Raw genomic sequence first — 25,745 nt, forward strand, 5'->3', positions numbered from 1 at the left:
AGTTTGCAAACATACCCGCCACAGATTTACCCCCAATTAATTGAGGTACTTCTGCTGCAAATTCTCTCCCTGTTCTCCCAAGTCCCGCAGCTTTTTTTCAATCTTCTCCATAGCCAGGGGTGACGGCTGAAAATGCCCATTTTCCCAACGGTTAATTGTGGGATAAGTGACACCTATATGTGCTGCAAACTGTTCTTGTGTAAGTCCCGTCAGCAGCCGCATTTCTCGAATCATTCGCCCAATCTTCGGCTGTTTGACTACCAAAATTTGGTTTGTCATCTGCCCCAAGGCTTAATTTAATAGGTGATATATCACACCAAACAATAGTTGTAATAACGACCAATTGCAATAAAAATGTTACTAAATTTTACAGCAATTTTGATTTTTACTCAGTAAATACCCCTCAGTAAATACCGCATAATTATAAATTTTAGATAAACAAATAACTGCTTTTCAATAATAAAAATTACCCATAGATAGCACAAAATTGACCGTCGTCTATTAAGCTGTTTAATCTTTTTCCAGAGAAAAACATTTAACCGCCGAAAGAGAGGCCACAACTTGCTATGAAGAAAGTTGTCTGTATACTTATCAGGGCTAAATCAACTCTTTATGCAAATTCTTGAAAATAGATTTTAGTAGTTTTTTTGTACTATCAATAAGTTAGACATTCCCACAAGAAAGCAAATTAAATTGGTAATATTAGGCAGTCTGTGCCATCGCGCATGCCACAGTACAATTTGTATAGTTTGTATGGAGAAAAATTTTGTGAAAATTAAATGGCTCTATTTCTTACCGTTTTTTTGTTTAACAGCTGTAGCTTCGCCATCAGCATCTTCTGCACAAGTCGTTGATTTTGAAGATTTAACCCTTTCATCAGAATCTTTCTACAATGGTGCTGATGGTGCTGGCGGTTTCACAAGTCAAGGTGCATTTTTCAACAACAATTACAACCCAACCTTTCAAAGCTGGTCTGGGTGGTCTTATTCCAACACTACTGATACAACCACACCAGGATTCCTTAACCAATATAGTGCTTATACTGGAGGTGGCTTTAATGGTTCTAGTAACTATGGAGTTGCTTTTACCTTCGCTCCTGGCAGTGCTTATATCGATTTACCAACAGGTTTTAGTGCCAAGTCGGCTCAAATTACCAATACAACTTATGCCGCCTTATCAATACTTAACGGAGACCAGTTTGCTAAAAAATTTGGTGGTGCTAGCGGCAACGACCCTGACTTTTTTCTATTGAAGATTACGGGTCTTGATGCTGCAAATCAACAAACAGGTAGCGTCGATTTTTATCTAGCAGATTACCGTTTTACAGATAATTCACAAGACTATCTTGTTGATACATGGAATTTGGTGGATCTATCGAGTTTGGGAGGCGCCACAAAGCTTTCCTTCGCAGTCACTTCTTCAGATATTGGGCCATTTGGTCTAAATACTCCAGCATATTTTGCCTTAGACAACCTTACTTTGGAACCCTCAAATGTGGCAACAGTTCCTGAACCGTTTGTTGTGCCTAGTTTATTAGGTTTTGCCGCTTTCGGTATTGGTTCACTCAAGCGCAAGCTGAAACAGAGTTAATTGCAACAGGCATGGGGTGGAGCCATTGACTTTCAGCAGATTCAATTTGCTGCAAGTCCAACCATTTTAGGCGATCGCCTCCTCCAGGTGCGCTCCGCGCCATCGCCTACAGTAGGCTGCACGGCTCCCCGAACAAACAGCCCCATTTATCCCCTAAGAATGAGCCACAGTCACAGACACTTTGGTAAAATTCCCATACTGATGAGGTAGAGGTCATGACTGGGGGATTTGGTAAAGGCAGTAAATCAAAATTAGATATATTAGCTGAGTCAGCTGTCGGGTATTGCCAGCAGCGTAACCCAGAAAGCCTAGATAAAATCTTTGATAATCAACCTGTCCAACTCAATCAGCAGTTGTTACCAAAACTCATTGCTGCACTAAAACCAGATGCTGATGCCCTATCTTGGTTGTGCGGCTATTTCTGCTCAGAAATCAACTGCACTGAGGACAACCAAAAACTCCATCACCCCATCACCAAATTATCACGGCTGCTCATCAGTGCTGGAATGGAACCCTTTGAAGACTTCACACCTTACCCCGGTTGTCGGCTTGTAGTTAATGCTGAAAAGTTCCAATCCCTACCAGCAGACATTCAGCAACAGGTACACCAGTTTTTTGACATTAATGAAACCACTGGGGAAGAAGCCCAACGAATTAATCAAGCAATGCTGCAAGAATTGATGGTTGTGCCAAAGTAGTGCAAGATATCGCCTGAACTCAAGTTCATTTCCCCTAAGAAAGTTTTCCCATTTCTAAAATCCTGGTCAAATGCTAAAAAGCCCATTAAAATAACGTCGGAGTTCAAAACCTAAAAAATGAAGCCACTGTTCATCAACTTGTTGATTACCTTGAGTGTAATTGGTGCAGCGGCGGCACTTTACCCCAGAACTAAATTACTTGTGGAAGAAGTGGCTGATTCCACATTACCCCGCTTAATGCCAGTATCCGAGGACTGGACAGCAACGAGTGTTGCAGATGGAGACACCATCACCGTAAAGCGCGGGAATGAAACCAAAAAAATTCGACTTTGTGGGATCAATGCCCCAGAAGGAAAGCACGGTAAAGCGACAGGGCAACCTCATGGTGACGAAGCTAAGGAGAAACTGCGATCGCTGGTGGCGTTGGCAAAGAACCAAGTAATTATCATACCTATCGAAACAGACCGTTACGGGCGAACTGTGGCTGAGGTAGTGGCTGAGGTTTCCGGAGCGTGGGGAATTGAGTTGAGTTTTCAAGAAGAAATGCTCAAGTCTGGTAATGCTTACTTCGATAGCAATGCTCTTAATTGCCCCAACCACGATGCTTTTGAAAAGGCTGAACAGATAGCGAAGGCCAATGGTGCTGGTGTATGGGGAAAAAGAAAAAGGGAAAACCTGGAATAAAGTTTCAACTGGTAACAACTGCTGATTACTGCTAAAGTTCGTTTCCCCTAAGAAAATTTTACCCAAATGCCCAAAATTCCAGAGTGCGATCGCTGCCTTTTCTACTGCCACAATCCCCACTTGGTTTGTGCCGTTCATCCTGGTGGGGTAGAGGGAAATAATTGCATGGATTTTAGGAAAGATCCCAACGCTGACAAGGAACAGTGGGAACCGGAAGGGGCAAGATATATAAATGATGAATTGGTGCCGAACCGCAGTTTTTACAACGGTGAAGAAATAATTCAACCGCACGGGCGATGGACGCCTCAAGAACAATTAGAACTGATTGATTGGCATCCAATATTTACCGGGAAGTGCCCCCAGTGTGGTACTGCCTTTAACCGTGATTATGTTTCACGGGTGCACTGGGATTGTGAATGTGGCTGGATGGATGATACGTTGTAGTGTAAGCCAATTTGATTTTAACTGGCATTCGTGTTAAGAGTGCGGTGGGGTAGATTTCTTAGTACAAAAGAAAAAGAGAAGCGATGGACACTCGGCCTAGTAAAGGCGAAGCTGTGCAGCCTACGAGAAAGGCGATCGCTTTTAGTAATCGCCCTACGCCATCGCGCAGTGTGCTGTTAAACTGATCGCCGCTTACCTACTAAAGAAGCATGAATCAAAAATATAGGCGTGATAAATTGTAGACGTTGCCAACAGCCAATAACTAATGACTACTGAAATTATCCAAAAACTGGAGCAGGCCAGCGCTGGTCTGTTAATGATGAGCGAGTCTGATTATCCTTTTCAAGCAGTTCTTTGGAAAGGTGCGGGTCTTGATTTAACTCCTGCAAAGCTTTTAGAACTGACTGGTCATCCTCAAGATGCACCTGTTGAAACAGTAGATGTAGATTATTTCTTCCGCAACTGTGCAGTAGAAAAAGAGTGGCACAGCCAGCCACAAAAGGAAACTGTTAACAAATTCAAAAACTTAGTAGAAGTATTAAAATCTAATTTGAGCGATATTAAAGTTTACCGCATTGGTACTATCAGCATTGATGCTTACATTTTAGGTAAGACAGAAGCTGACGACCTAGCAGGAATATCAACCAAAGTTGTAGAGACTTAAGAACAATAAATGCCCATCCAAAATAATTGGACAGGCTAATTAGTTGAACTGATTAACGCCCGAATATTACAGGTTGTCTACTCTGGACTCAATCACATCTTGAGTTCCTACAGAGACATTAGAGAGGAAATTGAAGCCAGTGTTACCTTCAATTGAATCAACAGAAACTCGGTAGGTTTTCCAGTCGTTGTTTCTGATGCCTTGTGCATTGGGCATATCAACAGCAATAACCCGTGTGTTTGTCGTCACCCCACTTACCCCAGACCCTGGAGTGTCTAAAACGACGATCACCTTCCAAGTTCTTGCAGGCACTTGGATTTTGCCACTAGCGATTGTGCTGGCAGAACCATTAGAACCTGTACCTCCAACACCGTAACCACCAGAGATTATATAAAGCTCCTTGCCTTGAGCTACCAAATCCCTAGCGTAGCCTTCCAGTATTGCCCAAGGGCCCTGATTGTTATCGGGTGCTTGGGGAATCATGTTTGTCATCAGAAACGTACTGGAGTTAACAGCAACTGTGCTGGTTCGGTCGCCGGAAGGAGTCATGTGTCCCCTATCAAATCCGCTACCTTGATAATCAGTTGCCAGCACCTGATACCAACCACTGGGCAAGGTAGTATCATTGCGAAAATCATCTTGTCTTGGAGTGCTGCCCAACCATGAAGAATTTAATTGCCACGATGTCCAGTTAGGGATTCTCGTAGTGTTGTTGTACGATAGCGCGTACTGGTCTTTTTCCATCAAGTAATTCCCAGGATAGGAAGTGCTAGTTACCGCACCGCTGGGATTACCCATAGTTAAATGTACACTTGCACTACCACCACCAGAAGTCCCGTAATCAGTGATAGTAATATCATCAATGTTGGTTCTATTGGTAGTGCCATCAGTCTTGCGAACTTCACAGCGAACAGTGCCAGAAATATTCGGCGTAAAAGTTGCTGTGGCTAGTGTTGTGGAACTGGTTGTAACTGTAGAACCTACTTGTGACCATGAACTACCGCTATTAGTAGAACACCACAAACTCCAATTGGTACTAGCATCACTACCATACTTGCCATGCTTAATAGTAACTGTACCAGCCCCGGTGGTACGGTTAAATTTCATCGTTGCTTTGCCACTGTTGCGAATGCGGGTAGATTGGGTTCCGCTTTTGGCATCGGCTGCTAAATTGCCAATCAAGGCATCATCTAAATTCCACACGCCTGTACTAAGGGTGACATCAGCCGCTGCATAACTGCCCTTTGAGCCGGTTTCAAAACCCTCAACAGTGGTGGCACCTTTTGCACTAAATAGGGTGTTGAAGGTAACTAGTAAAACTATTACTATCCCCGTCAACCACCCACTACGATAGACTTTTCGCCAAAAATTTGCTAACATAGGTATGATTTAACCTGCGTTTGTCCAGCAGTTGATTCCGAAACACAGCAGGATGATAACTAACGGCATTGCTTACGCGGGTTAAATTCCTATTAGGCTTAGATTATGGTGGTTCTTTAGGCGTTGCGCGTTGTGTACGCCCTGGTAATCGCCTATGTCTACGCCACGCAATCTATCGGCACAGAAGAAGTGCCAATCGCCTACTCCAGGTGCGCTCCGCACCACCGCCTCTGACGAGCCTCGTTTCCCATTGCATATAACAAGCACAGGAGAAAATGATGGGATGGTTTTCTAAACTCAGGACTGACAACGAACTAGGCGAACATTTACCAGATAGCGATGCCCAGCCTTGCACTGAAAGCGAGGAAATTGGTGCCAGAAATAAGTCCCAAGCACAAAAGAAGTGCCAGGAAACTGCTGAGGAATATGGTGGCACTGATGCAAAGGTATCATCAACAGACCGCCCTGGACGCTGGGATTGCAACTTCAAGGTATGGCGGTAACTATGGATAACTTCAAAGCACGACTTTTGTCCGCCTGGGAAGGAGATCCTCCAAGAATCGAGGTTATGTCCTGCCCCTTCCCTAACGCTCCCCATCTCCCCCTTTCAGGTGGTGGATGCACCAGTCTACCTCTGGAGAAATTCCTTGCTGAACTCGAAAACGACAAAAAAACCGAAACAGGGTATTATTTCGCCTACGTGATGAATGGTTGCAAAGAAGAAGCTGATACCTACTTCCTAGAAGGATGGGAAGTGTACAGCAGCCCTCAAAGCTGTTATGAAGCATTAGTGATTTTGTACTATTCAGCCGTTAACCCTTACGCTACACTGCTCAAATATATGGGCAAGGAAATGGCAGATGAGTACTTACAAGATACCGCTGAATCGCTGGACACTTTGATATCAACAGAATTTGTGAAAGTTGTTTGACTTGAATTAAATGCGGTTCTGGTAACATCACCTTTTTCGTGGGACTCCTTTCCTATCGCTCGCTTTCCCCTAAGAAAATATTGTTTAAGAGCTTAGGTGCGTTGCGCGCTATGTAGGGGTATAGTTACGGAAGCTGTCACAGGGGGCTTTCGCGTTTCGCCACCGCAAGAAACAAGTTCGTTTCCCCTAAGAAATAAGAAAGTTTTACCCCAAATGCCGAAAGTTCCAGAATGCGATCGCTGCCTTCTCTACTGCCACAATCCCCACTTGGTTTGTGCCGTTCATCCTGGTGGGGTAGAGGGGAATAGTTGCCTAGACTTTCGAGAAGACACCAACGCCGACAAGGAACAGTGGGAACCGGAAGGGGCAAGATATATAAATGATGAATTGGTGCCGAAGCGCAGTTTTTACAACGGTGAGGAAACAATTCAACCGCACGGGCGATGGACGCCTCAAGAACAATTAGAACTGATTGATTGGCACCCAATATTTACCGGGAAGTGCCCCCAGTGTGGTGCTGCCTTTGACCGTGATTATGTTTCACGGGTTCATTGGGACTGCTCAGAATGTGGCTGGATGGATGATACGGTGTAGTGTAAGCCAATTTGATTTTAACTGGCATTCGTGTTAAGAGTGCTGGATATTTTCTTAGTACAGGAGTACACCCAATTAACAGCGCAAGGGCAACAGCCAAGCTCCAAAAACGGCGAATTTTCATTACTAGAGATATTTATTCACTTCAGATAAATGAATTGTATTTCCATCGCCTCATTTAATTCTTAGGGGAAATTTACTTTTTTCTCTGGGGAATAGCGATCGCTCCGCGCCATCGCCTCCGGCACGGCAAGGCCCTTCGCGTTCAGCGGGCCTCCTTCCTCATCGCTTGTTTTCCCCTAAGAAAATATTGGTTATAAGTTCAGGTGCCATCGCTTTGAGTCTACAATCAGGTTGTCGATATCGCAATTGATATCAAATGGTTGCCAACAAAACTCCACCTAGCGAAATGATTCGTGTGCCTACTGCCTTGATTCCAGCAGTACGGCAATTATCCAAACTGCACCGAGAAGGACATACAATTGCCTTACTGCAAGATTTACAGGAATTGATAGCACAGTTTGATAGCAGTGATATTGCCCCCGGCGGTGAATCTCAGCAAACAGAAAAGCTGCAACAAATAGAAACCAAACTGGAAACTATTACCAAACACCTGGAAAAAATGGAATTGGCAATAGTATCTGGTAAACATAACAACACCAGACCTCGCAAGCAGCCTTTCTCATACCACCACACTCAACTCGAACTGCAACCATTCAAAAATGAAAACCTAGCCCAAAGATTGGCTGTGAGTCCCCAAAGCCTGATTACTGAAAGGGAAAACCAGAGTGAGAAAGAGTTCACCAGATGGACACGCAGCCGAGATCCCATGAGCGTAGGCTGGGAATTTCATGCTGAGGATGAACTTTATCACCCCGTTCGATGACAAGAGAATTACTTTCTAGAACTGTACTTCTGATAAGCAAATGAGCCAGCTTCTAAGCAAAACACTCGTTCTAGCCCAGCCGCCGCCACTGACTCTACACCCGGCAGCGGTGTACTTGGCTCATCTTGGAGTGGGATCTAGGCCAACAATGGAGGGGGCATTAAATGCGATCGCATCCCTGCTAACAAACGGTGAGTGTGATGCCATGACTTTGGACTGGTCAGCACTGCGTTATCAACACACAGCTGCTATCCGCACAGCTTTAATGCAAAGATTCGCCCCGGCTACAGCTAATAAAATGCTGTGTGCATTGCGGCGAACTCTCAAAGAAGCCTGTAGACTGGATTTAATGAATGCAGATGATTACGCTAAGGCTGTGGATTTTCCTACCGTCAAAGTAAAAAAAGGGCTTAGGGGCAGGGCGCTCACGAAAGCGGAAATTGCAGCGCTCATGGGGGTGTGCATTGAAGACCTAACACCGCAAGGGGCGAGAGATGCGGCGCTAATTGCCATACTGCGCGGCGCTGGGTTGCGGCGGGCTGAGGCGGTTAACTTGGATTTGAAAGATTTTAGAAACAGTGGCGCTTTAGAAATCCGAGAAGGTAAGGGTGGTCAAGACCGCACGGTATATCTGCCGACTGTGGCGGTGGTGGTGGTGGAAGATTGGCTCACAGTTCGGGGAATGAAACCGGGCCCCCTGCTGTGCCCCATTCGCAAAGGCGGATTAGTGCAGCTGCGGCGCATGACTCCCCAAGCGGTGCTACTGATTTTGAGGAAACGCGCTCTTGAAGCTGGCGTTGACTCGTTCTCCCCCCATGACTTTAGAAGGACATTTTGCTCAGACCTGCTGGACTCCGGTACTGACATTGTGACTGTGCAAAAGTTAGCAGGTCACTCTTCACCAGTGACTACTAGCAAATACGACAGAAGGGGAGAGGAAACCAAACGCAGGGCGGTTGAGCATCTGGGTATTCCCTACACTCCCAGAAGTAAGTAAATACAGGTAATAAAGAATACAAAATATAAGAATGTAGGTTTCCTCTCTCCAAAGAGTTGTGCGAAATTCTTAGGGGAAAAGAGGCGGAGCAGGCGATGTCAAGAAAGCGGGCGCTTTGCGCCATCGCTTCGCAGAGGCAACAATCTAGCGATCGCCTCCAGTGGGCGTGGGCGCTTCACCTTCACGCTCCATTTTCTCAGCGATCGCCTGCCTGACGTATTCTGAAGGATTTTCCTTAGATTTTACAACAGCATACATATTGTCAGACATACGCACCAGCAATTGATTTGGCTTAGGTTCTTCTTTGACGGTGAAGCAGTGCGATCTCAAATCAGGATTTCCACCCTTCCGCGCCATAATCTTTCCTTGAATCTACGCTTACATAATAGCGTGATATCTTGCTAATAAATTATTAAGAAGGTTTGCATACATGCTGCAATAGCGTGATATCGCGCTATTATTATAAGGTAACTAATTTAAGGCATCCGATAACGTGCTTGAACCAATCGCTACAGAGCAAACCTTTGTAACTAATCTTGAGAAATTTCTTTCTGTTGCTGATAACTTTGTCAGACGCTACTATTCGGGCGAGTCTGAAGATTTAGACATGACTTGCATTCTTGAAAAAATTACCGACTTGGCAAGTGATGCTACAGCAGCCCACCGGGAATTTGAACAAGAGCTAATTCAAGAAAGAAAAGATTTGATAGCTGATTACCATGATTCAAGCTGGGCGTAAAAAAACGACCTGGGCAAATCGATAAACTACCCAAGCCGAACATTAATTAACTAATTGGATTGTAACCATGAACTTGAGCGAATACCCAAGTGCGATCGCTAAACTGCAAGCGCAAGTTTTTGATTTTGACCTAATAATTGAGCAGACTCACAGCAAAATCAAGCAGATTGAAGCAGAAATTGACACAGAGATTGCTTTTAACGCAACGCTCAAAAACGATGCACAGCGGAAAGCTAAAAAGCAGCAACTTTTGGATGAACACCCCAGCGCCTGGGAGCAGCAGGAAATTTTGAGCCAATACCGCAGCAGGCGAGAAACGGCTTTTATTGAGTTATGTCTGCGTCGCAATGAGTTTTCAATTTTGAAACTTGAACGCAGAGAAGCGATCGTTCGTTTGGAACTGCAAGCCATCGCCTAGTTCTTTATCACAAACAACGGAAAAAGCGCCCCCGATTGCAGTAGGTAAGCGCTTTTTCACGAGCATCTGACTTATGGAGATTTTAACAATGAAACCACTGGAATTGCTACCTGCTGAGATTCGCGCTCAACTACCGCCTCTCTATTCCCAAGAAAAAAACCCTGACCCCATAGCTTATGTAAAGTTTTTTACCCCAGATTTTGACTGGACTTGGTACGGGACAGAGTTTGATGGTGAGGATCTCTTCTTTGGTTTAGTCCAGGCACAGGAGGAAGAACTAGGCTATTTTTCTTTGCAAGAGCTGCGAGGATTTCGCGGCCCAATGGGATTACCAATTGAGCGAGATTTATGGTTTAAGCCTACTCCTTTGTCAAGATTGCGGGAAGAGGGCAACCCCGAAATCTCTGAGAATGCAGAACAAGAAGATCCAGCCCATTTTGTGTACTTAATTAGTCAAGTTTTTGAAAACAACTAATTAACAACGGCTTCGCCGAACGTCCTACCGGAGATAGTCGCATAGATAAGCGATTGCCTCCGGTGTGGTGCGGCCCGTCGCGTTCTCTCCATTATTTCGATCCTATGCAAGCAAAACTCATCTACCTAAACCACGAAATCACGGTAACTCTACCAGACCCAGCAGAGGATAACACTGTAAAAGTATGCATTAATAAACTACCGGGAACCTATGACGAAATCCTCTACAATGCCTATCTCACAAATTTTCAGTTTAGTGGCGATAGCGTTGACCCTAATAACTGGATTCTAGAGGCTCTCGAAGCTGCTATTAAAACCATAAGCGGGTACGGCACAGTTTACGCAGAAATAACCACAGGTGAACAACACAGCAGCGAAGACTTGGGAGACAACCCATTTTAATTACTAGCGATACCTCCCCAATTTGCTTTAATAAAGTACACTGGCGTTACAATGAACAACATCGAAAAAGCACTTGAAATTTTGCAGTTGACGCAAGACGGAGACAAGCTATCACCGCGACAACTAAAGCTGCTTGAAATGTCCGTTAATGGTTTCTTATCTGAAGTAGGACAAGAAAGCTTTAGTGAGCTACACAAGAAAGTTTTAGGCGGCAATTACCAAGAGTGGTTTCATGATATTGAAGGTCTAACTAAAGACCATCATGGATATATCTATTGGAAAGGAGATCACGTTGAACACTACTCTTTTCGGGGAGATTACGAAGTAGAAAAAGCCGCAGCCCAAGAGCTAGCGGCAAGATGTAAGCACCTAGAAGCTATTGGTGTAGAACCATCTGTGATCACTGCTATCTGGCAATGGGAAGAGTACCAAAACATAACCCCAGCACAGTCTAACTAGCAGACAATGGAGGGCGATCGCCTCTTATGCGTTGAGTAACCAAGAAGAGCGATCGCTTGTATTTTGGTTTGTCCTAAGAAAATGTAATAGCTCTCACCGCAGGAGGGTGATCGCCAAAACTCCATAACTCCGACGCCCCTTGTGGGGGCTAAAGAAAGCGAATCAAGAGCTACACAAACACCTTGGTGAGTCCCTACCACCGACTCCGCTGCGCTCCGTCCGTGGGTTGACGGATGGCACAGACTCCGCTTCGCTCCGTCCGTGCTTGGGTGAGCGGGTGGGGTGAGGGGGTGGGTGGTGGGTCTCAACATCAGCAATCAATTCATCTTCTTCGTCTAAAATTGACCGTTCTGTGCGTCTGTTGCCAAAGCTAGACTCACTCAAAGTTGGCGCATCTAAGTTATAAGCGCGGGCGGTGCGGTCATCTAGCACCATATCCAAGGGGTCATCGACTTCGTCTAAAACGCCGCTAGTTTCTAACACCGCGTAGTCTTCAATGGCGCCGGTTTCTTCATAGGCGTTGTAACCAGTCCCGGCAGGAATCAACCGCCCAATAATCACGTTTTCTTTTAACCCCCGCAGCCAGTCAGATTTACCTTCAATGGCGGCTTCAGTTAGCACTCTGGTGGTTTCTTGGAACGATGCAGCAGAAATAAAGCTGTCGGTGTTGAGCGATGCCTTGGTGATACCCAGCAACACGGGGGTATATTGGGCCCTCGCACCGCCGGTAATCGCCATCGCTTCGTTCACTTGCTCAACTTGGCGCAATTCCACCAACTCCCCAGGCAGCATGGTGGTGTCACCACCATCATCAATCCGCACCTTGTTGGTCATCTGGCGAACAATTACTTCAATGTGCTTGTCAGAAATATCAATGCCTTGAGACTGATAAACCATCTGCACTTCGTTCACCAAAAAGGTCTGCACTTTTTGCAGGGCATGGCTGGCACAGGCATAGATTCCATCCTCAGAACCCAGGCTAAAGAAGATTTCCAAAATTTCGTGGGGGTTAGAGGGGCCATCACTCAGGGGTTGTCCGGCTAAGATATGGGCACCATCGGGCACCATTAAGTTTTGTCCAGGTCCAAGGGGATAATCGGTGACTACTCCATTAGATTCTATAACCTTAATGGCGATCGCTTCATCGCCATCACCATAAACCGTTTTCAGTTCTCCAGCCCGACGAGCCAAAATACAGGCTTCTTTCGGTTTCCGGGCTTCTAGCAGTTCTTCAATTCGGGGCAAACCTTGAATAATGTCTCCAGTTTTCGCCCGTTCAAACACCAACAGCACCAAGTTATCGCCCCGTTGCACCAAGTCTCCATCTTCTATTTGCAACACAGCCCCAGGGCTGACTCGATAAGGGCGACCAACCCGCAGAGTCACAGTGTAAGGAGAAGAGCTAGAGGCTAAAGTTCCATCATCAGCGCCTGTTGACTCGGAGGTCTGCAAGATTGCCTTTTTCACTTCCACCACCTGCCCAGACTCTGGTGCAAACACCCCAGGGGCAATTTCTGCACTTTCTACCAGCAAGTCACCCTTCTTCACCTTCGGTTGGCCTTGGGTGGGGATAGAAATCATGTCGCTGTGACGCAGCACCAAACAGCGGCGGACGTTTTCAGCAGCTCGATTCACACCCCTAACAATACCCCCCTCTTTACACAAGATTTGCGTCCGCGCTACCACTGAGCCAGGGGCAATGGTCAGCCCGTCTTCTACTTCTAGAGTTGTTTGGGTGCTACCTTGAGTGGCGTCGGCTGAGATGTCGCGACGAATGACTAAAGATTCTAAAATCACCAACTGCAAACGCTGCACTTGGTCATCTTCGGTGTCGGGTACTAATTCAATATCCGCAGCCAGAGGTGAGGCGTTGTGGTCTTGTTCCCCCTCTTGCTCAATTTCTAACACCAGTTGAGTCCGCAGCAGTTCCACCGATTCCACAGACTTGACTCGCTCAGAGTCTTTGTAAGGCAACCGTTGCACTGCCCGCAACTGAATAGAACGCCCGGTTTGTTGACTAATTGAGGTAGTGGAAGGCACATCTGGGTTGCTGGGTACGGCAAACTCCACAACTGGACGACTTAACAGCGCCGGACCTTCTGGTGACTCTATATATTGGATATAGCGCAACTCTGTAGCCACTGACCCCTGAAATTCTTCACCGGGTTGAATAAAGGTGCCATCTTGCCCCATCACTGCTTCTGGGTCATCTACCATCAGCAGTACACCTGGCTTAATCACCACTTCTCGCAAAATGTCGTTTTTCTGGGTGACTTCTACCACGCCGCTGGTTTGGCAGAAAATATCTTTGACAACTTCAGTGCCGGCTTCTACAAACTGCCCATCTTCTACCAACAGCAAAGAGATATCTTTGTTGACTTCGTGGGTTTCTTCAGGAATCCACAACAAAGTACCGCCCTGGACTACTTCATAGCCTAGCTTGGCTTTGCCTTTTTTCTGGACTTCCACCCCAGCAAATTTCAAAAAGCCGCCGGTGGTGGTGCGGTAGCGGTCGTCAATTAACTCAGCAACTACTTGCCCATTTTGCACTTTTGTGCCTGGGGTGGCTCTGAGGTTAAATACCTGATTATTCCCTGTGGAAACTAAATAATTATTCCGACCTTGAGAGCTTTGGACTGTGACTGAGGCTTTGTCTAAAACTACAGAGGCGGTGATAATTTCAATTTCGCGCGTGCTCTTGCCGGGGGTCGCTTCTGGCAACCGCACTACACCACCGTGGACTGTGGTTAATTTGGTTTCTGCTAACACGCCATTGAAGACTATCGCATCTCCATTGTGCACTACCAACTCAGCCCCTGGTGGCAAGTTATAAACTTCCCCAGAGAGAATCCAAATCAAACCCCCCCTAGCGGCAGTGATGGTGGTGTTGCCTTGGCGGTCGGTTTTTTGTTCTGGCACCACTTCGGCAAACTGCACTTCTCCCGCCAAGTCGGTGGCTACATCCTTCACCGCCTTCTCTGTATTAGCGCGGGTGGTACGTCCCCCCAGAGCCACCTCTGCCAGCAACTGACCGATTTTTACCTGCTGCCCATCTACTATATAAAGTGTAGAACCTTGGGTCACATGAATTTCTTGGTTGGCTGGGGTCTCACCGCCTTCTTTTTTCGGCTCCAACACAATCACGCCGTTGGCTTCTACATACATGGCGTCTTCACCATGACGGGTGCGGTAAGGACGAGTCCGCAATTTGCGCGGCAGACGAATTGTGCCATCGGTTTTCGAGCGTACCTGCTGGGCGACTTCCCCGGTGAACACACCCCCGGTGTGGAATGTCCGCATCGTTAGCTGGGTACCAGGTTCACCGATACTTTGGGCGGCAATAATCCCCACTGCTTCCCCTAAATCTACCATTTTCGCATGGGCCAAACTCCAGCCATAGCAGTGTTGGCACACAGAACGAGCAGCTTCGCAGGTGAGGGGGCTGCGAACTACAACTTCTACTACATTAGATTTGTGAATTTTGATCGCCAATTCATCAGAAATCGGCGTATTTCGGGTAGCAATAATTTCCTTGGTGGTGGGGTGTAGCACATCTTCTGCCAATACCCTGCCCATCAACCGATTTCCCAAGGGAATCAACACCTTAGCCCCCTCGGTCATTGACCGCACCGGCACACCCCTAGTGGTGCCGCAGTCAAATTCGCGAATAATCACATCCTGGGAGACATCCACCAACCGCCGGGTGAGATAACCAGAGTCCGCAGTCCGCAAGGCAGTATCCACCAACCCCTTGCGGGCACCATAAGAAGAAATAATATATTCTGTAACCGTCAACCCTTCCCGGAAGTTGGTTTTAATTGGTAAGTCAATAATTTCCCCTTGGGGGTCTGCCATCAGTCCCCGCATCCCCACCAACTGCCGCACCTGAGAGATATTACCCCGGGCCCCAGAGAATGCCATCATATACACAGAGTTCAGGGGGTTGGTCTTTTTAAAGTAGACCACCACCTCATCTTTCAGCAGTTCCGAAGTTCCATTCCAGGTGTCAATTACCTTTTGGAACCGTTCCACTTCAGTAATTTCTCCCCGCTGATAACGAGTCTCTGTAGCGCGAATTTCTTCTTCGGCTGCTTCCAACAATCGGCGCTTGGTGGGCGGCACCATCAAGTCATCTACACTGATAGAAACCCCGGCTTTGGTGGCATAGCGAAAGCCCAAGTCCTTCAACTTATCCGCCATCACCGCTGTGCGTGCAGTCCCGTAATGGGTAAACGCCCAGGAAATTAAATTTCTCAGTTGACCCTTGTCAACCACACGATTGCGAAAAATCATTTTTTCTGTCATTTGTCAATCAATTGTTAGTTGTGAGTCTTGGTAAGAGGCAGAAGGCAAGAGGCAAGAGGCAATGAGGCAAGAGAGTTTTAGACTGTTCAACAGAATTCAAAACAATAGTTATTTGTTAGTTGTGAGTCTTGCCTTGAGGCAAGAGGCAAGGGGCAAGAGGGTTTTAGACTGTTCAACAGAATTCAAAACAATAGTTATTTTTATTTACGCCTTTCTACTTATTGCCCATTACCCATTACCCATTACCCATTACCTAACTTGCAAGTGCTTCTTGAATCGCTTTGTTGTAAATCACTCGACCAGGGGTCGTGCGGATATACTGAGAAAGTAAATTTCCTTTGGCGTCTTGACGGACACGGCGGAATTTATAAAGCAAAGTCCGGCTACCATCAGAGTTTTCAGTCACCTCTACAGGTTCTGTGTCTGGTTGGTCTGTCTCCATTTCGCCATCAAAGCGGACATATATATAGGCGTGGAGGTCTACTTGCTCCTGCTGGTATGCCATAATCACATCATCCAGGGAGAAATAATATCCGCCCGCGCCTTTGGTCGCACCGGGATTTTCCGCCGTTAGATAATACGCCCCCAAAACCATGTCTTGGCTGGGAGTAATAATCGGTTTACCTGTGGCAGGGGAGAGGATATTGTTAGAAGCCAGCATCAACAGCCTGGCCTCTGCCTGACTCTCTAACGACAGGGGCACATGCACCGCCATTTGGTCGCCATCAAAGTCGGCGTTAAAAGCCGGACAAACTAGGGGATGAAGTTGAATCGCTCTCCCCTCAACTAAAATCGGTTCAAAAGACTGAATGCCTAAGCGGTGCAGAGTCGGGGCGCGGTTGAGTAATACTGGATGCCCCTCAATCACTTCTTCCAACACATCCCACACGCTGGGGTCATTGCGCGATATCAGCTTTTTAGCCGCCTTGATGTTGTTCACCATGCCGCTTCTAATTAGGCGGTTGATGACAAAAGGTTGAAATAGCTCAATTGCCATCTCTCTCGGCAACCCGCACTGGTGAATCTTCAGCTTTGGACCCACGACAATTACCGAACGTCCCGAATAGTCCACCCGTTTACCCAACAGGTTTTGCCGGAACCGTCCTTGCTTACCTTCAATAATGTCTGAGAGCGACTTCAGCGGGCGGTTATTAGCCCCCACCACAGTCCGACCCCGGCGACCGTTGTCAATTAAGGCATCAACCGCTTCTTGCAGCATCCGCTTCTCGTTGCGGACGATGATTTCTGGTGCCAAAATTTCTTGTAGTCTTGCCAAGCGGTTGTTGCGGTTAATTACCCGGCGATATAAATCATTTAAGTCGCTGGTGGCAAACCGACCGCCATCTAGCTGCACCATTGGGCGCAAATCGGGGGGAATCACGGGGATGACTGCCATCACCATCCATTCTGGTTTGGAGCCGGTGGCAATGAAGTTGTCAATCACTCGGAGAAAAATAGAGGCGATCGCTCACCTCTACTATTTTCCCCTAAGAATTTTGTTTTAAAAATTTTTGGTGCTCGTAAGCTGCAACTATATGATGACAAAATATCTTGTGGTTTAAAGCCTTGTAAAGCTGCGGTAGTTCTTCCTGCATTCGATTAAACCAGCAGCGATATCTCATGCAATCACAAGTCCACTTTTTATTTTTAATAGAAACAGAATATTTGCGAGCACCACCCTGAAAAGAGCTGACCAAGAAACCGCCCGGCACTTTTTCCACAGATAGCTGGTAGGCTTTTGTATCTGCCTCCAGTTTCAAAACTTTCGCCAAATCAGCATAACTAACCAGTCCGGCTTGTTTTACCCATACGCCAGTGGCCCAAGCTTCAATAGTTAGATCATGCTGATTAAAGTTTTTTGTCCATTTAGTTCTATCCATTTGATAAAGCAAGGATGATAGTACATACTTACTCATTGTCTGGCTCATTAACTCGCTTGAAACTTTCATAATTTTCCCTCAATTTCTTGTATTATAGCATGGGGTCACGCTATAATAGAATAAGAAATGAGGAGAAAATCATGATTTTAGATATTGCATTTACCGGGCCCAGAAAGTTAACAACCCATGAGGAAAAGAGAATTTATAAAGAAATTAGTGGCAATTTCATTACAAAAAGTAATTCTTACTGGTATGTCGGCGATGCTGAAGGCTTAGATAATTTCATTGTGAGAGCGGCAGGATATTATAAAAAGCCATTGAAAAAATTTGAAGTAGAAGGGCATGAAAAATGGCACTTTGTTAATAGAAGCAAGAGGATGATAGAAGCGATCGCCGAGTCGGATAAGCCTTTACTGGTTGCTTTTCCTAATAAATCTTGCCCAACTGGTTGCAAGCCCTGCAAAAATCCTAACGGAGAAGGCAGCGGAACCTGGCTAACTATTGCTTATGCAGTTTATAAAGGAATACCTCTTTATATTTTCCCACTAGAATATAGTATTGATATACCATCCTGGATTTCAGAGGCTGGAGGGAAGACAGCTGCAAAACAAACAGAACCCCAGCAGATGAAACTTTTCTAATTTTTAAAAACTAATAGCTGATTTTTCATGACTAAAAGAAAGATCAGCTTTGAACCACTTTTGTTTTGCCTAAAGATTGTAGTTCTCGCATCAACACCTTAAAGGATTCAGGAGTACCGGGTCGGGAAATTGACTTGCCTTTAACAATGGCATTGAGGGCTTCATTCCGCCCTTGCATGTCGTCAGATTTCACCGTCAGTAACTCCTGCAAGGTGTAAGCTGCCCCAAATGCTTCCAGCGCCCACACTTCCATTTCTCCAAACCGCTGGCCGCCTTGCTGGGCCTTACCACCCAAGGGTTGCTGAGTAACCAGCGAGTAGGGGCCTGTTGACCGGGCGTGGATTTTGTCATCGACTAAATGCACCAGCTTCAGCATATAAGCTACGCCGATGGTGATTGGTCGGTCAAAGGGTTCGCCAGTGCGACCATCAAAGACCATAATTTTGCCGGGGTCATCGGGGTTATATACCCAGAGTTTGCTGGTTTCGTCTCTGGCTTCTTGCAATTTGCCGTGGACAATGCGGCGAGAAGACTCCTCACCATACATTTCGTCAAAGGGTGTAATCTTAAACCGCACCCCTAAGTTATGACCCGCCCAACCCAAGAGACACTCAAACACCTGGCCGACATTCATCCGGCTGGGTACACCCAAGGGATTGAGCACTATATCTACTGGGGAGCCGTCGGGCAAGTAGGGCATATCTTCAGCCGGGAGAATTCGCGAGATAATGCCTTTGTTGCCGTGGCGTCCTGCCATTTTGTCGCCGACTTGGATTTTCCGTTTTTGGGCGACATACACCCGGACTACCATGTTGGCTCCTGGTGGCAGTTCATCACCTTGTTCGCGGGTAAACAGGCGCACATCGACGACCCTTCCTTTTTCGCCGTTGGGCACTCGCAGAGAGTTGTCGCGCACATCTCGCGCTTTTTCGCCGAAGATGGCCCGCAGGAGTTTTTCTTCTGGGGGTTGGTCAGATTCACCTTTGGGGGTGACTTTGCCGACTAAGATATCCCCAGCTTCTACCCAGGCACCAATGCGGATGATGCCCTGTTCGTCTAGTTGTCGCAGGGCATCTTCACCGACGTTGGGAATTTCTCTAGTGATTTCTTCTGGGCCTAGTTTGGTTTGTCTGGCCTCAATTTCATATTTTTCGATGTGAATTGAGGTGTAGACATCGTCTTGCACTAGGCGCTCAGAAATTAAGATGGCGTCTTCGTAGTTGTAGCCTTCCCAAGGCATGTAGGCGACTACGATGTTTTGCCCTAGGGCTAATTCTCCGCCTTCGGTAGAGGAGCCATCTGCCAGCACTTGCCCAGCAACTACTCGCTCTCCGGTGCGGACTAGGGGTTTTTGGTTGAGACAGGTGTCTTGGTTAGAGCGCTGATATTTAGAAAGGGTGTATCTAATTTCTTGAACTTTGTCGGTTGTCTGTGATGCTTTATCAGTTGTTTTGCCACTGGTGATTGACGATTGATTACGGACTCTGACGCGAATTTCGGCAGCATCGACGTAGGTGACATCGCCGTCGGTGCGGGAGACTATCACCATGCCGGAGTCTCTGGCGCCCTGTGCTTCTAAGCCAGTGCCGACTAAAGGGCGCTCTGGCTTGAGTAGGGGCACTGCCTGCCGTTGCATGTTAGAACCCATGAGTGCCCGGTTGGCATCGTCATGTTCTAAGAAGGGAATCATGCTAGTAGCCACAGAGACTATCTGCACTGGAGAAACTGCCACGTAATCCACCTGCTCTGGTGTGGTGGTGGAGAACTCTTGGCGATAGCGCACGGGCACTTGGGGTCCTATGATGTAGCCGTTGTCGTCTACTGGCACATCTCCCGGTGCTACCCGCAAATCGTCTTCTTCGTCGGCAGTCATGTAAACCGGTGCGAGGTCAAACCGCACGCGGGCGTTTTCTACTGGTCTAAAGGGTGTTTCTAAAAATCCATAGAGGTTAACGCGGGCATGGGTGGCTAGGGAACCAATTAAGCCGGCGTTGGGTCCTTCTGGTGTTTCAATGGGGCAGATGCGTCCGTAGTGGCTGGGGTGAATATCTCGCACGGCAAAGCCTGCTCGTTCGCGGGTTAGCCCCCCTGGACCTAGGGCACTGAGGCGGCGTTTGTGGGTCAGTTCTGCTAAGGGATTGGTTTGATCCATGAACTGACTCAATTGGCTGGAGCCAAAGAACTCTTTAATCGCCGCTACTAATGGTTTGGGGTTGACCAAGGAGGCAGGTGTAAGAACTTCGGCGTCAGATACGGTCATCCGTTCCCGAATTATGCGTTCTAGACGGTTTAAGCCTACCCGTACTTGGTTTTGCAGTAGTTCGCCTACGCTTCTTACCCGGCGATTACCTAAGTGATCGATATCGTCAATACTACCGATGTCATATTCCAGGTTAATTAGGTAATCCACGGCGGCTAAGATGTCACCGGCAGTCAGCACGCGCATTGTGTCGGGAACGGAAAGCCGTAATTTCTTGTTGAGCTTATACCGACCAACGCGACCTAGGTCGTAACGTTTCGGGTCAAAGAAACGGGAGTCTAATAGCTGTTGCCCGCCTAAAACTGTGGGCGGTTCGCCAGGGCGCAGTTTGCGATATAATTCCATCAGGGCTTCTTCTTCGGAAAATTGCCCTTCTTTTTCGATGGTTTTTTGGAAGTATTCTGGGTGGCGTAGGGCGTCAAAAATTTCGTTGTCTGATAACCCTAGGGCTTTGAGGAGTACCTGCGCTGAGAGTTTACGGGTTTTGTCGATGCGTACCCATACCAAATCGTTACGGTCTGTTTCAAATTTCAGCCATGCCCCCCTGTTGGGGATTAAGCTAGCTGAGTATGTGCGCCGCCCGTTTTTGTCAATTTCTGATTTGTAGTAGACCCCAGGCGATCGCACTATTTGGTTAACAATCACTCGCTCGGCTCCGTTAATAATAAACGTGCCGCGGTCTGTCATCAAAGGCAGATCTCCAATAAATACTTCTTGCTCTTTAATATCTCCTGTTTCTTTGTTCAGCAGGCGTGTGGGGACATACATTTGTACTGCATAGGTGCTATCTCGCCGTTTTGCTTCTTCGACGCTGTACTTTGGCTCTTTAAGTTTGTAGTTGTGACCTAAAAAGTGCAGCTCCAGTTTGCCGGTGTAGTCTGTGATCGGACTAAAGGAGTTGAGTTCTTCTATTAGCCCTTCTTCCAAAAACCAGCGGAAGCTTGAACGCTGGATTTCAATCAAGTCGGGTAACAGAAAGGCGGGTTCCATATATGTTTCGTTTGTCATGCCTCTACCTTTGTCAACCTGGTTAAACTTTCCCTTGGAATCTGCTGTGGGATGGTTCGCGACCATAGCTAGTATCTGTAGCTATTGGGGAACTTATCCTTACACCACCTGGTATTTACAGGTGTGGGCAAACGCAGTAATTAAGTCTGGAACGGGCGATTCTCATTCATAGGGTGATCGCCCTTGTTGGGGAGTAATGGCTGCTAAAATCCTGCTGTGGTATTGACTCAACAAGACCAGATAGTTGAGATATTTCTGTGTGTGATTGGCTTTCCTCACTTCCCCCTCCAAAGAGTGCGTTAATTAACCTTTGCAGATCTATACTGTTGTGTCTTCAAAACACCTCATCTATACTCACAGTTAGACCCTAAAACTGAGGAATTTGCGAGAGTCGGCGCTGAATCCGTATGGCTCGATTTTGCTTTCTTTGTACTCACAAGGCGATTACGTTTAACAATTTTCTATAGATTCAATACACTGTCTGCCGCTGCTAAAGCAAAACTCCAGATCAACCTAGACTGCCACGGTTTGTCATCTATCTGTTTGTCATCTATCTATTGATAGCTCCCGCTTGTAGAGATAGGAGGATGTTCATGAACTAATGTTCAATAAAAATTTAATCCAACATTAAAAATCACAAATCTCCAATTGATACGGTCAAGTTGATAACAGCGCAAAATCAAGATTAGGAGTTATGTGTTCCTACCTTTATCATTATGGCTCAAGCTAAATGTTTTGGAGGGGACGATTGTAGCATATTTTTGTCTGCAAGCGAGGTTTATTTTTTTTCCTACAACTGATACCCAGTCCTGAGGTACAGTTTATAATTCAAAACCGAATAATTTACAGGCATTCTGGGTGGTTTGAGCGGCGATCGCCTCGACAGTTTCCCCACGCAGCATAGCCAGTTGCTCCGCGACATAACGGACATAGGAAGGTTCATTACGTTTTTCGCCCCGTTTGGGTACCGGAGAGAGAAAGGGGCAATCTGTTTCGATTAATAGGCGATCGCTGCTCACCATAACCGCTGAGGCTTTAATAGCTTTAGCATTTTTGAACGTTACTGTTCCACTAAAGCTAATGAATAAGCCTAAGTCGAGAAACCATTGGGTTTCTTCCGGTGTTCCACCCCAACAATGCATCACACCCCGCACCCTCTGTCCTTGGCTTTTATCTTGCCATTTTTGCAAAAGGGATCTTACCTGTGGCGCTGCCTCACGGCAGTGAATAATCACTGGTAAGTTGAGTTTACAAGCCACGCCCAGTTGCGCCTCAAAAACTATGCACTGTTGCTCGTAGTTATTTGCTTTGTAAAAATCCAGTCCCATTTCTCCAATAGCTACCACCTTGGGGTCAGAACTAGCCAGAGATTCTATTTTCTCGGCTGTCTCGCCGTTCCATTTATCAGCATCTAAAGGATGCAATCCAATGGCCAAGCTGAGTTCGGGAAACTGGTGTGCTATGGCTTGAATACTGGAAAACTCCCCTGGGTGAACGCAGGAATGTACTAAGCGCACTACACCGGCTTCTTGCCACCGCGAACGTACGGTTGCTAAATCCGGCTGGAAAAGGTCAAAGTTAAGATGAACGTGGGTGTCTATCAGATGCATGGTTTAGGCATTAGTTACTGTCATTAGTTATTAGCTAATGACTAATAACTACTGTGCTGTTTGCGTGAGTGGTTTTAGTTTGTGAGCCAATTGCGACTTTTTCCTGGCCCCGTTGTTGGGGTGAAGGATACCCCGCTTTACAGCTTTATCGATTTTGCTGTAAGCCTCGGATATCCGAGCCTGTACTTCTTGTTGTGATTCTGGGGTAGGATTAGCCTTATGGACTTCAACAGCACTGAGGTATTTTTTCATCAGCGTTTTTACTGCTGATTTGTAAGTTTTATTACGCAGCCGATTGCGTTCTGCGATTTGGGCGCGCTTGAGAGCAGACTTTGTATTCGCCACGGTCAATTCCAAAAAGACTATTAATATGTACACACACTACTAGACTTACTAATATAGCATCCATATTGCCAATATTAGAATTTCTGCAAATAAATTCTCCTGCTGATTTTTTCACCGAAGATGCTGAGGAACTAAGATTACGACAAAGTGTGCAGGTCTGCTCTCTTAATAAAATCCTCACCAAGCCGCATTTGAGCTAACTTATAGTTTCCTTGTGGACTGTCCCCAGCAATGGACCTACAGGCTGACTACTTAGTACTCACCGCCGAGCGTACCAGATTGACAGCAGTATTCAAATAACAGTTAATCTGCACGCAGCACGAGCACCCCCAAAATTAAGGTTGTGTCGTTAACCCAGGAAATGAGTTAGAATAAGTTACTCGAATAATTATAGTAATCCCAACTCACCATCACCTAAGCAACCGGTGCATCTGCTAATTCAGTCCGTCCCCAAATGAGGATGTATTGTCACAAGCAATGTAGAGACCCGATATCTCGTGTGTCTACAAATCTCAGGGAATAAAATCGGAAAATCAGCAAAATTTATACTCAAACCATACCCCGATTAAACCAGGGGTCTGGAGATGCAAACACATCGGCTGCACCCCACAGGGAGTGAAGGGTGGGTTTTCAGGGTAGTAAGAGGAGGTATACCCACTCCTGCCGTAGCCTAACAGGCTGACCCTGGCGGTCAGTCTGTTAGGCTGATCGGACTAAGAAACGGCGACGAATTCAGCAACCCTTGTGCTGACAACCTTGAGAGTATCAAAAAAATCCAGGTTAAGCTAGAGAAGAGGATTAGGGTTAGCTCCCTCACATAGTGGGAAAAGAGCAAGACTGATTCTCAAGCGGGAAAATTATAATTTTGGCATTGTCCTTACTCCATGCTGCGAATCATTACTCAGCAGGCAGACGTTAGCGCAGAACTACAACGTATCTGCGATCGCACCCACGATGAACAGGTGCTTCACAAAGAAGCAACGGTGCGGGAAGTGTTGCAAGCGGTGAAGCGCCAAGGCGATAAAGCTGTATTGCACTACACAGCCGAATTCGATCACCAAACCCTGAAGCCAGAAGAACTGCGTGTTTCTGGTTCAGAACTGGATGCAGCCTACCAACAGGTGTCGAAGGAGTTGCTTCAGGCGATTCGGCTGGCTTGCCGCCAAATTGAAGCGTTTCACCGTCAGCGCGTACCGAAAAGCTGGATACACTTTGGCGATGATGAAGTAGTACTGGGCAAACGCTACACCCCTGTAGACCGGGCGGGTTTATATGTACCTGGCGGTCGCGCTGCCTATCCCAGTACTGTGTTGATGAATGGGATTCCGGCCAAGGTAGCTGGTGTTCCCCGTGTGGTGATGGTGACACCACCAGGAGTAGGAAAAGCAATTAACCCAGCAGTCCTGGTAGCTGCCCAAGAAGCAGGGGTGCAAGAAATTTATCGCGTTGGGGGGGCGCAAGCTGTTGCCGCTTTAGCCTACGGCACAGAAACGATTCCGAAAGTAAATGTGATTACTGGGCCTGGTAACATTTATGTCACTTTAGCTAAAAAACTTGTCTATGGCACCGTAGGCATTGATTCTTTGGCAGGACCCAGCGAAGTCCTAATTATTGCCGATGAGCACGCAAATCCTGTAAATGTTGCCGCTGACTTGTTGGCCCAAGCCGAACATGACCCAATGGCGGCAGCGATTTTGTTGACGACGGATGCTGCATTAGCGAAGAACGTGCAAGTAGCTGTGGAAAGACAACTAGTAGATCACCCAAGGCGCATAGACACAGAAAAAGCGATCGCTCACTACGGCTTGATTGTTGTTGTGGAATCCCTGGAAGCAGCAGCAGAACTCTCAAATGAATTTGCCCCTGAACACCTAGAGTTAGAAATCAAAGACCCTTGGTCTCTAATTCCCCAAATTCGGCATGCCGGGGCCATCTTCTTGGGTTACTCTACACCAGAAGCCGTAGGAGACTATTTGGCAGGTCCTAACCATACCTTGCCTACTTCTGGCGCCGCCCGTTATGCTTCAGCATTAGGTGTGGAAACTTTCCTGAAACACTCTAGTATTATTCAATACTCACAAACCGCACTGCAAAAGGTAGCTGGTGCCATTAACGTACTAGCAACTGCTGAGGGCTTGCCTTCCCACGCCGATTCAGTACGACGCCGAATTCAGCAAGAGGAGTGATTTGGAATGCTTGGTTTTTTCCTATACTGTTGTCAAAAGTCTGTGAAGATGCGAACTAAGATCGCATCTGGGAAATTGTTTGTCTAGCTAGCAAATAATATGATACCTTGAGGCTCACGGGAATGATTGGCTCAACTTATGAGCCTTGCA

25 protein-coding genes and 1 pseudogene are annotated in these 25,745 nt (G+C 46.7%); 17 read left to right on the forward strand and 9 right to left on the reverse strand.

Annotation, left to right across the window (positions count from 1 at the left end; genetic code table 11):
* Positions 1–36: 36 nt before the first annotated feature.
* A complete protein-coding gene (locus CYLST_RS24810; RefSeq protein ID WP_015210493.1) occupies positions 37–279 on the reverse strand; it encodes a helix-turn-helix domain-containing protein in 243 nt (80 codons plus the stop codon).
* 489 nt (positions 280–768) lie between these two features.
* Between CYLST_RS24810 and CYLST_RS24815 the strand changes: the two genes are divergently transcribed.
* The 5 genes from CYLST_RS24815 (at position 769) to CYLST_RS24835 (ending at position 4,080) form a co-directional block, all read left to right on the forward strand.
* On the forward strand, positions 769–1,590 hold the full coding sequence (locus tag CYLST_RS24815; RefSeq protein ID WP_041233878.1) for a DUF4465 domain-containing protein: 822 nt from the start codon (positions 769–771) through the stop codon (positions 1,588–1,590).
* 215 nt (positions 1,591–1,805) lie between these two features.
* Positions 1,806–2,288: a response regulator gene (locus CYLST_RS24820; protein WP_015210495.1), complete on the forward strand. Its 483-nt coding sequence runs from the start codon at positions 1,806–1,808 to the stop codon at positions 2,286–2,288.
* A 117-nt stretch (positions 2,289–2,405) separates the two neighbouring features.
* Positions 2,406–2,972, forward strand: a complete 567-nt coding sequence (locus CYLST_RS24825) for a thermonuclease family protein (protein WP_015210496.1) — start codon at positions 2,406–2,408, stop codon at positions 2,970–2,972.
* A 66-nt stretch (positions 2,973–3,038) separates the two neighbouring features.
* On the forward strand, positions 3,039–3,416 hold the full coding sequence (locus tag CYLST_RS24830; RefSeq protein WP_015210497.1) for a hypothetical protein: 378 nt from the start codon (positions 3,039–3,041) through the stop codon (positions 3,414–3,416).
* Between the two features lie 265 nt (positions 3,417–3,681).
* Positions 3,682–4,080, forward strand: a complete 399-nt coding sequence (locus tag CYLST_RS24835) for a nuclease A inhibitor family protein (protein WP_015210498.1) — start codon at positions 3,682–3,684, stop codon at positions 4,078–4,080.
* A 66-nt stretch (positions 4,081–4,146) separates the two neighbouring features.
* On the opposite strand, the gene CYLST_RS24840 is transcribed toward CYLST_RS24835, so the two are convergent.
* Positions 4,147–5,460 (reverse strand): DNA/RNA non-specific endonuclease, encoded by a 1,314-nt coding sequence (locus tag CYLST_RS24840; RefSeq protein ID WP_015210499.1) that lies wholly within the window; start codon positions 5,458–5,460, stop codon positions 4,147–4,149.
* Between the two features lie 275 nt (positions 5,461–5,735).
* Between CYLST_RS24840 and CYLST_RS24845 the strand changes: the two genes are divergently transcribed.
* The 5 genes from CYLST_RS24845 to CYLST_RS24865 all read left to right on the forward strand — a co-directional run bounded on the left by CYLST_RS24845 (position 5,736) and on the right by CYLST_RS24865 (position 8,868).
* Positions 5,736–5,963: a hypothetical protein gene (locus CYLST_RS24845; RefSeq protein WP_245587430.1), complete on the forward strand. Its 228-nt coding sequence runs from the start codon at positions 5,736–5,738 to the stop codon at positions 5,961–5,963.
* A gap of 2 nt (positions 5,964–5,965) precedes the next feature.
* Positions 5,966–6,391, forward strand: coding sequence for a hypothetical protein (locus CYLST_RS24850; protein WP_015210501.1), 426 nt, complete (start codon positions 5,966–5,968; stop codon positions 6,389–6,391).
* Positions 6,392–6,604: 213 nt separating this feature from the next.
* Positions 6,605–6,985 (forward strand): hypothetical protein, encoded by a 381-nt coding sequence (locus CYLST_RS24855; RefSeq protein WP_015210502.1) that lies wholly within the window; start codon positions 6,605–6,607, stop codon positions 6,983–6,985.
* A 379-nt stretch (positions 6,986–7,364) separates the two neighbouring features.
* Positions 7,365–7,871 carry a hypothetical protein gene (locus CYLST_RS24860; protein WP_015210503.1) on the forward strand — a complete coding sequence of 169 codons (507 nt, stop codon included), beginning with the start codon at positions 7,365–7,367 and terminating at the stop codon, positions 7,869–7,871.
* Positions 7,872–7,911: 40 nt separating this feature from the next.
* Entirely contained in the window at positions 7,912–8,868 is a 957-nt protein-coding gene (locus CYLST_RS24865; RefSeq protein ID WP_015210504.1) for a tyrosine-type recombinase/integrase, read from the forward strand.
* Between the two features lie 144 nt (positions 8,869–9,012).
* Here CYLST_RS24865 and CYLST_RS24870 read toward each other — a convergent pair whose 3' ends face one another.
* Entirely contained in the window at positions 9,013–9,225 is a 213-nt protein-coding gene (locus CYLST_RS24870) for a hypothetical protein (protein WP_015210505.1), read from the reverse strand.
* Positions 9,226–9,361: 136 nt separating this feature from the next.
* Here CYLST_RS24870 and CYLST_RS24875 point away from each other — a divergent pair, with 136 nt between their 5' ends.
* The 5 genes from CYLST_RS24875 to CYLST_RS24895 all read left to right on the forward strand — a co-directional run bounded on the left by CYLST_RS24875 (position 9,362) and on the right by CYLST_RS24895 (position 11,360).
* Positions 9,362–9,607 carry a hypothetical protein gene (locus CYLST_RS24875; protein WP_015210506.1) on the forward strand — a complete coding sequence of 82 codons (246 nt, stop codon included), beginning with the start codon at positions 9,362–9,364 and terminating at the stop codon, positions 9,605–9,607.
* A gap of 67 nt (positions 9,608–9,674) precedes the next feature.
* Positions 9,675–10,025: a hypothetical protein gene (locus CYLST_RS24880; RefSeq protein ID WP_015210507.1), complete on the forward strand. Its 351-nt coding sequence runs from the start codon at positions 9,675–9,677 to the stop codon at positions 10,023–10,025.
* Between the two features lie 88 nt (positions 10,026–10,113).
* Positions 10,114–10,500 carry a DUF2958 domain-containing protein gene (locus CYLST_RS24885; RefSeq protein WP_015210508.1) on the forward strand — a complete coding sequence of 129 codons (387 nt, stop codon included), beginning with the start codon at positions 10,114–10,116 and terminating at the stop codon, positions 10,498–10,500.
* 104 nt (positions 10,501–10,604) lie between these two features.
* Positions 10,605–10,901, forward strand: a complete 297-nt coding sequence (locus tag CYLST_RS24890) for a hypothetical protein (protein WP_015210509.1) — start codon at positions 10,605–10,607, stop codon at positions 10,899–10,901.
* A gap of 51 nt (positions 10,902–10,952) precedes the next feature.
* Positions 10,953–11,360: a hypothetical protein gene (locus tag CYLST_RS24895; protein ID WP_015210510.1), complete on the forward strand. Its 408-nt coding sequence runs from the start codon at positions 10,953–10,955 to the stop codon at positions 11,358–11,360.
* Positions 11,361–11,522: 162 nt separating this feature from the next.
* On the opposite strand, the gene CYLST_RS24900 is transcribed toward CYLST_RS24895, so the two are convergent.
* From CYLST_RS24900 to CYLST_RS24910, 3 genes and pseudogenes are all read right to left on the reverse strand, one after another.
* Entirely contained in the window at positions 11,523–15,665 is a 4,143-nt protein-coding gene (locus tag CYLST_RS24900) for a DNA-directed RNA polymerase subunit beta'' (protein WP_015210511.1), read from the reverse strand.
* A gap of 253 nt (positions 15,666–15,918) precedes the next feature.
* A pseudogene (gene rpoC1, locus CYLST_RS24905) lies at positions 15,919–17,115 on the reverse strand (DNA-directed RNA polymerase subunit gamma); the annotation flags it as partial.
* Between the two features lie 37 nt (positions 17,116–17,152).
* On the reverse strand, positions 17,153–17,614 hold the full coding sequence (locus CYLST_RS24910; RefSeq protein ID WP_015210512.1) for a hypothetical protein: 462 nt from the start codon (positions 17,612–17,614) through the stop codon (positions 17,153–17,155).
* A gap of 71 nt (positions 17,615–17,685) precedes the next feature.
* On the opposite strand from CYLST_RS24910, the gene CYLST_RS24915 reads away from it, so the two are divergent.
* Positions 17,686–18,186, forward strand: a complete 501-nt coding sequence (locus CYLST_RS24915) for a hypothetical protein (RefSeq protein WP_015210513.1) — start codon at positions 17,686–17,688, stop codon at positions 18,184–18,186.
* 43 nt (positions 18,187–18,229) lie between these two features.
* Here CYLST_RS24915 and rpoB read toward each other — a convergent pair whose 3' ends face one another.
* From rpoB to rpsT, 3 genes are all read right to left on the reverse strand, one after another.
* On the reverse strand, positions 18,230–21,454 hold the full coding sequence (rpoB, locus tag CYLST_RS24920; RefSeq protein ID WP_245587431.1) for a DNA-directed RNA polymerase subunit beta: 3,225 nt from the start codon (positions 21,452–21,454) through the stop codon (positions 18,230–18,232).
* Between the two features lie 821 nt (positions 21,455–22,275).
* Entirely contained in the window at positions 22,276–23,064 is a 789-nt protein-coding gene (locus tag CYLST_RS24925; protein ID WP_015210515.1) for a TatD family hydrolase, read from the reverse strand.
* Between the two features lie 48 nt (positions 23,065–23,112).
* Positions 23,113–23,409, reverse strand: coding sequence for a 30S ribosomal protein S20 (gene rpsT, locus CYLST_RS24930; RefSeq protein WP_015210516.1), 297 nt, complete (start codon positions 23,407–23,409; stop codon positions 23,113–23,115).
* An 884-nt stretch (positions 23,410–24,293) separates the two neighbouring features.
* Here rpsT and hisD point away from each other — a divergent pair.
* Positions 24,294–25,595, forward strand: a complete 1,302-nt coding sequence (hisD, locus tag CYLST_RS24935) for a histidinol dehydrogenase (protein WP_015210517.1) — start codon at positions 24,294–24,296, stop codon at positions 25,593–25,595.
* Positions 25,596–25,745: the final 150 nt, after the last annotated feature.

Source organism: Cylindrospermum stagnale PCC 7417, from assembly GCF_000317535.1.
Classification (GTDB): domain Bacteria; phylum Cyanobacteriota; class Cyanobacteriia; order Cyanobacteriales; family Nostocaceae; genus Cylindrospermum; species Cylindrospermum stagnale.

Excerpts from the sequence above, each read along its gene's own strand:
- rpoB (WP_245587431.1), bottom strand. The coding sequence starts at position 21,454 with ATGACAAACGAAACATATATGGAACCCGCCTTTCTGTTACCCGACTTG.
- hisD (WP_015210517.1), top strand. The coding sequence starts at position 24,294 with ATGCTGCGAATCATTACTCAGCAGGCAGACGTTAGCGCAGAACTACAA.
- CYLST_RS24865 (WP_015210504.1), top strand. The coding sequence starts at position 7,912 with ATGAGCCAGCTTCTAAGCAAAACACTCGTTCTAGCCCAGCCGCCGCCA.
- CYLST_RS24810 (WP_015210493.1), bottom strand. The coding sequence starts at position 279 with ATGACAAACCAAATTTTGGTAGTCAAACAGCCGAAGATTGGGCGAATG.
- CYLST_RS24900 (WP_015210511.1), bottom strand. The coding sequence starts at position 15,665 with ATGACAGAAAAAATGATTTTTCGCAATCGTGTGGTTGACAAGGGTCAA.
- CYLST_RS24870 (WP_015210505.1), bottom strand. The coding sequence starts at position 9,225 with ATGGCGCGGAAGGGTGGAAATCCTGATTTGAGATCGCACTGCTTCACC.
- CYLST_RS24885 (WP_015210508.1), top strand. The coding sequence starts at position 10,114 with ATGAAACCACTGGAATTGCTACCTGCTGAGATTCGCGCTCAACTACCG.
- CYLST_RS24835 (WP_015210498.1), top strand. The coding sequence starts at position 3,682 with ATGACTACTGAAATTATCCAAAAACTGGAGCAGGCCAGCGCTGGTCTG.
- CYLST_RS24860 (WP_015210503.1), top strand. The coding sequence starts at position 7,365 with ATGGTTGCCAACAAAACTCCACCTAGCGAAATGATTCGTGTGCCTACT.
- CYLST_RS24910 (WP_015210512.1), bottom strand. The coding sequence starts at position 17,614 with ATGAAAGTTTCAAGCGAGTTAATGAGCCAGACAATGAGTAAGTATGTA.
- CYLST_RS24855 (WP_015210502.1), top strand. The coding sequence starts at position 6,605 with ATGCCGAAAGTTCCAGAATGCGATCGCTGCCTTCTCTACTGCCACAAT.
- CYLST_RS24845 (WP_245587430.1), top strand. The coding sequence starts at position 5,736 with ATGATGGGATGGTTTTCTAAACTCAGGACTGACAACGAACTAGGCGAA.
- CYLST_RS24830 (WP_015210497.1), top strand. The coding sequence starts at position 3,039 with ATGCCCAAAATTCCAGAGTGCGATCGCTGCCTTTTCTACTGCCACAAT.
- CYLST_RS24925 (WP_015210515.1), bottom strand. The coding sequence starts at position 23,064 with ATGCATCTGATAGACACCCACGTTCATCTTAACTTTGACCTTTTCCAG.
- CYLST_RS24915 (WP_015210513.1), top strand. The coding sequence starts at position 17,686 with ATGATTTTAGATATTGCATTTACCGGGCCCAGAAAGTTAACAACCCAT.
- CYLST_RS24820 (WP_015210495.1), top strand. The coding sequence starts at position 1,806 with ATGACTGGGGGATTTGGTAAAGGCAGTAAATCAAAATTAGATATATTA.
- CYLST_RS24880 (WP_015210507.1), top strand. The coding sequence starts at position 9,675 with ATGAACTTGAGCGAATACCCAAGTGCGATCGCTAAACTGCAAGCGCAA.
- CYLST_RS24840 (WP_015210499.1), bottom strand. The coding sequence starts at position 5,460 with ATGTTAGCAAATTTTTGGCGAAAAGTCTATCGTAGTGGGTGGTTGACG.
- CYLST_RS24890 (WP_015210509.1), top strand. The coding sequence starts at position 10,605 with ATGCAAGCAAAACTCATCTACCTAAACCACGAAATCACGGTAACTCTA.
- CYLST_RS24895 (WP_015210510.1), top strand. The coding sequence starts at position 10,953 with ATGAACAACATCGAAAAAGCACTTGAAATTTTGCAGTTGACGCAAGAC.
- CYLST_RS24850 (WP_015210501.1), top strand. The coding sequence starts at position 5,966 with ATGGATAACTTCAAAGCACGACTTTTGTCCGCCTGGGAAGGAGATCCT.
- CYLST_RS24825 (WP_015210496.1), top strand. The coding sequence starts at position 2,406 with ATGAAGCCACTGTTCATCAACTTGTTGATTACCTTGAGTGTAATTGGT.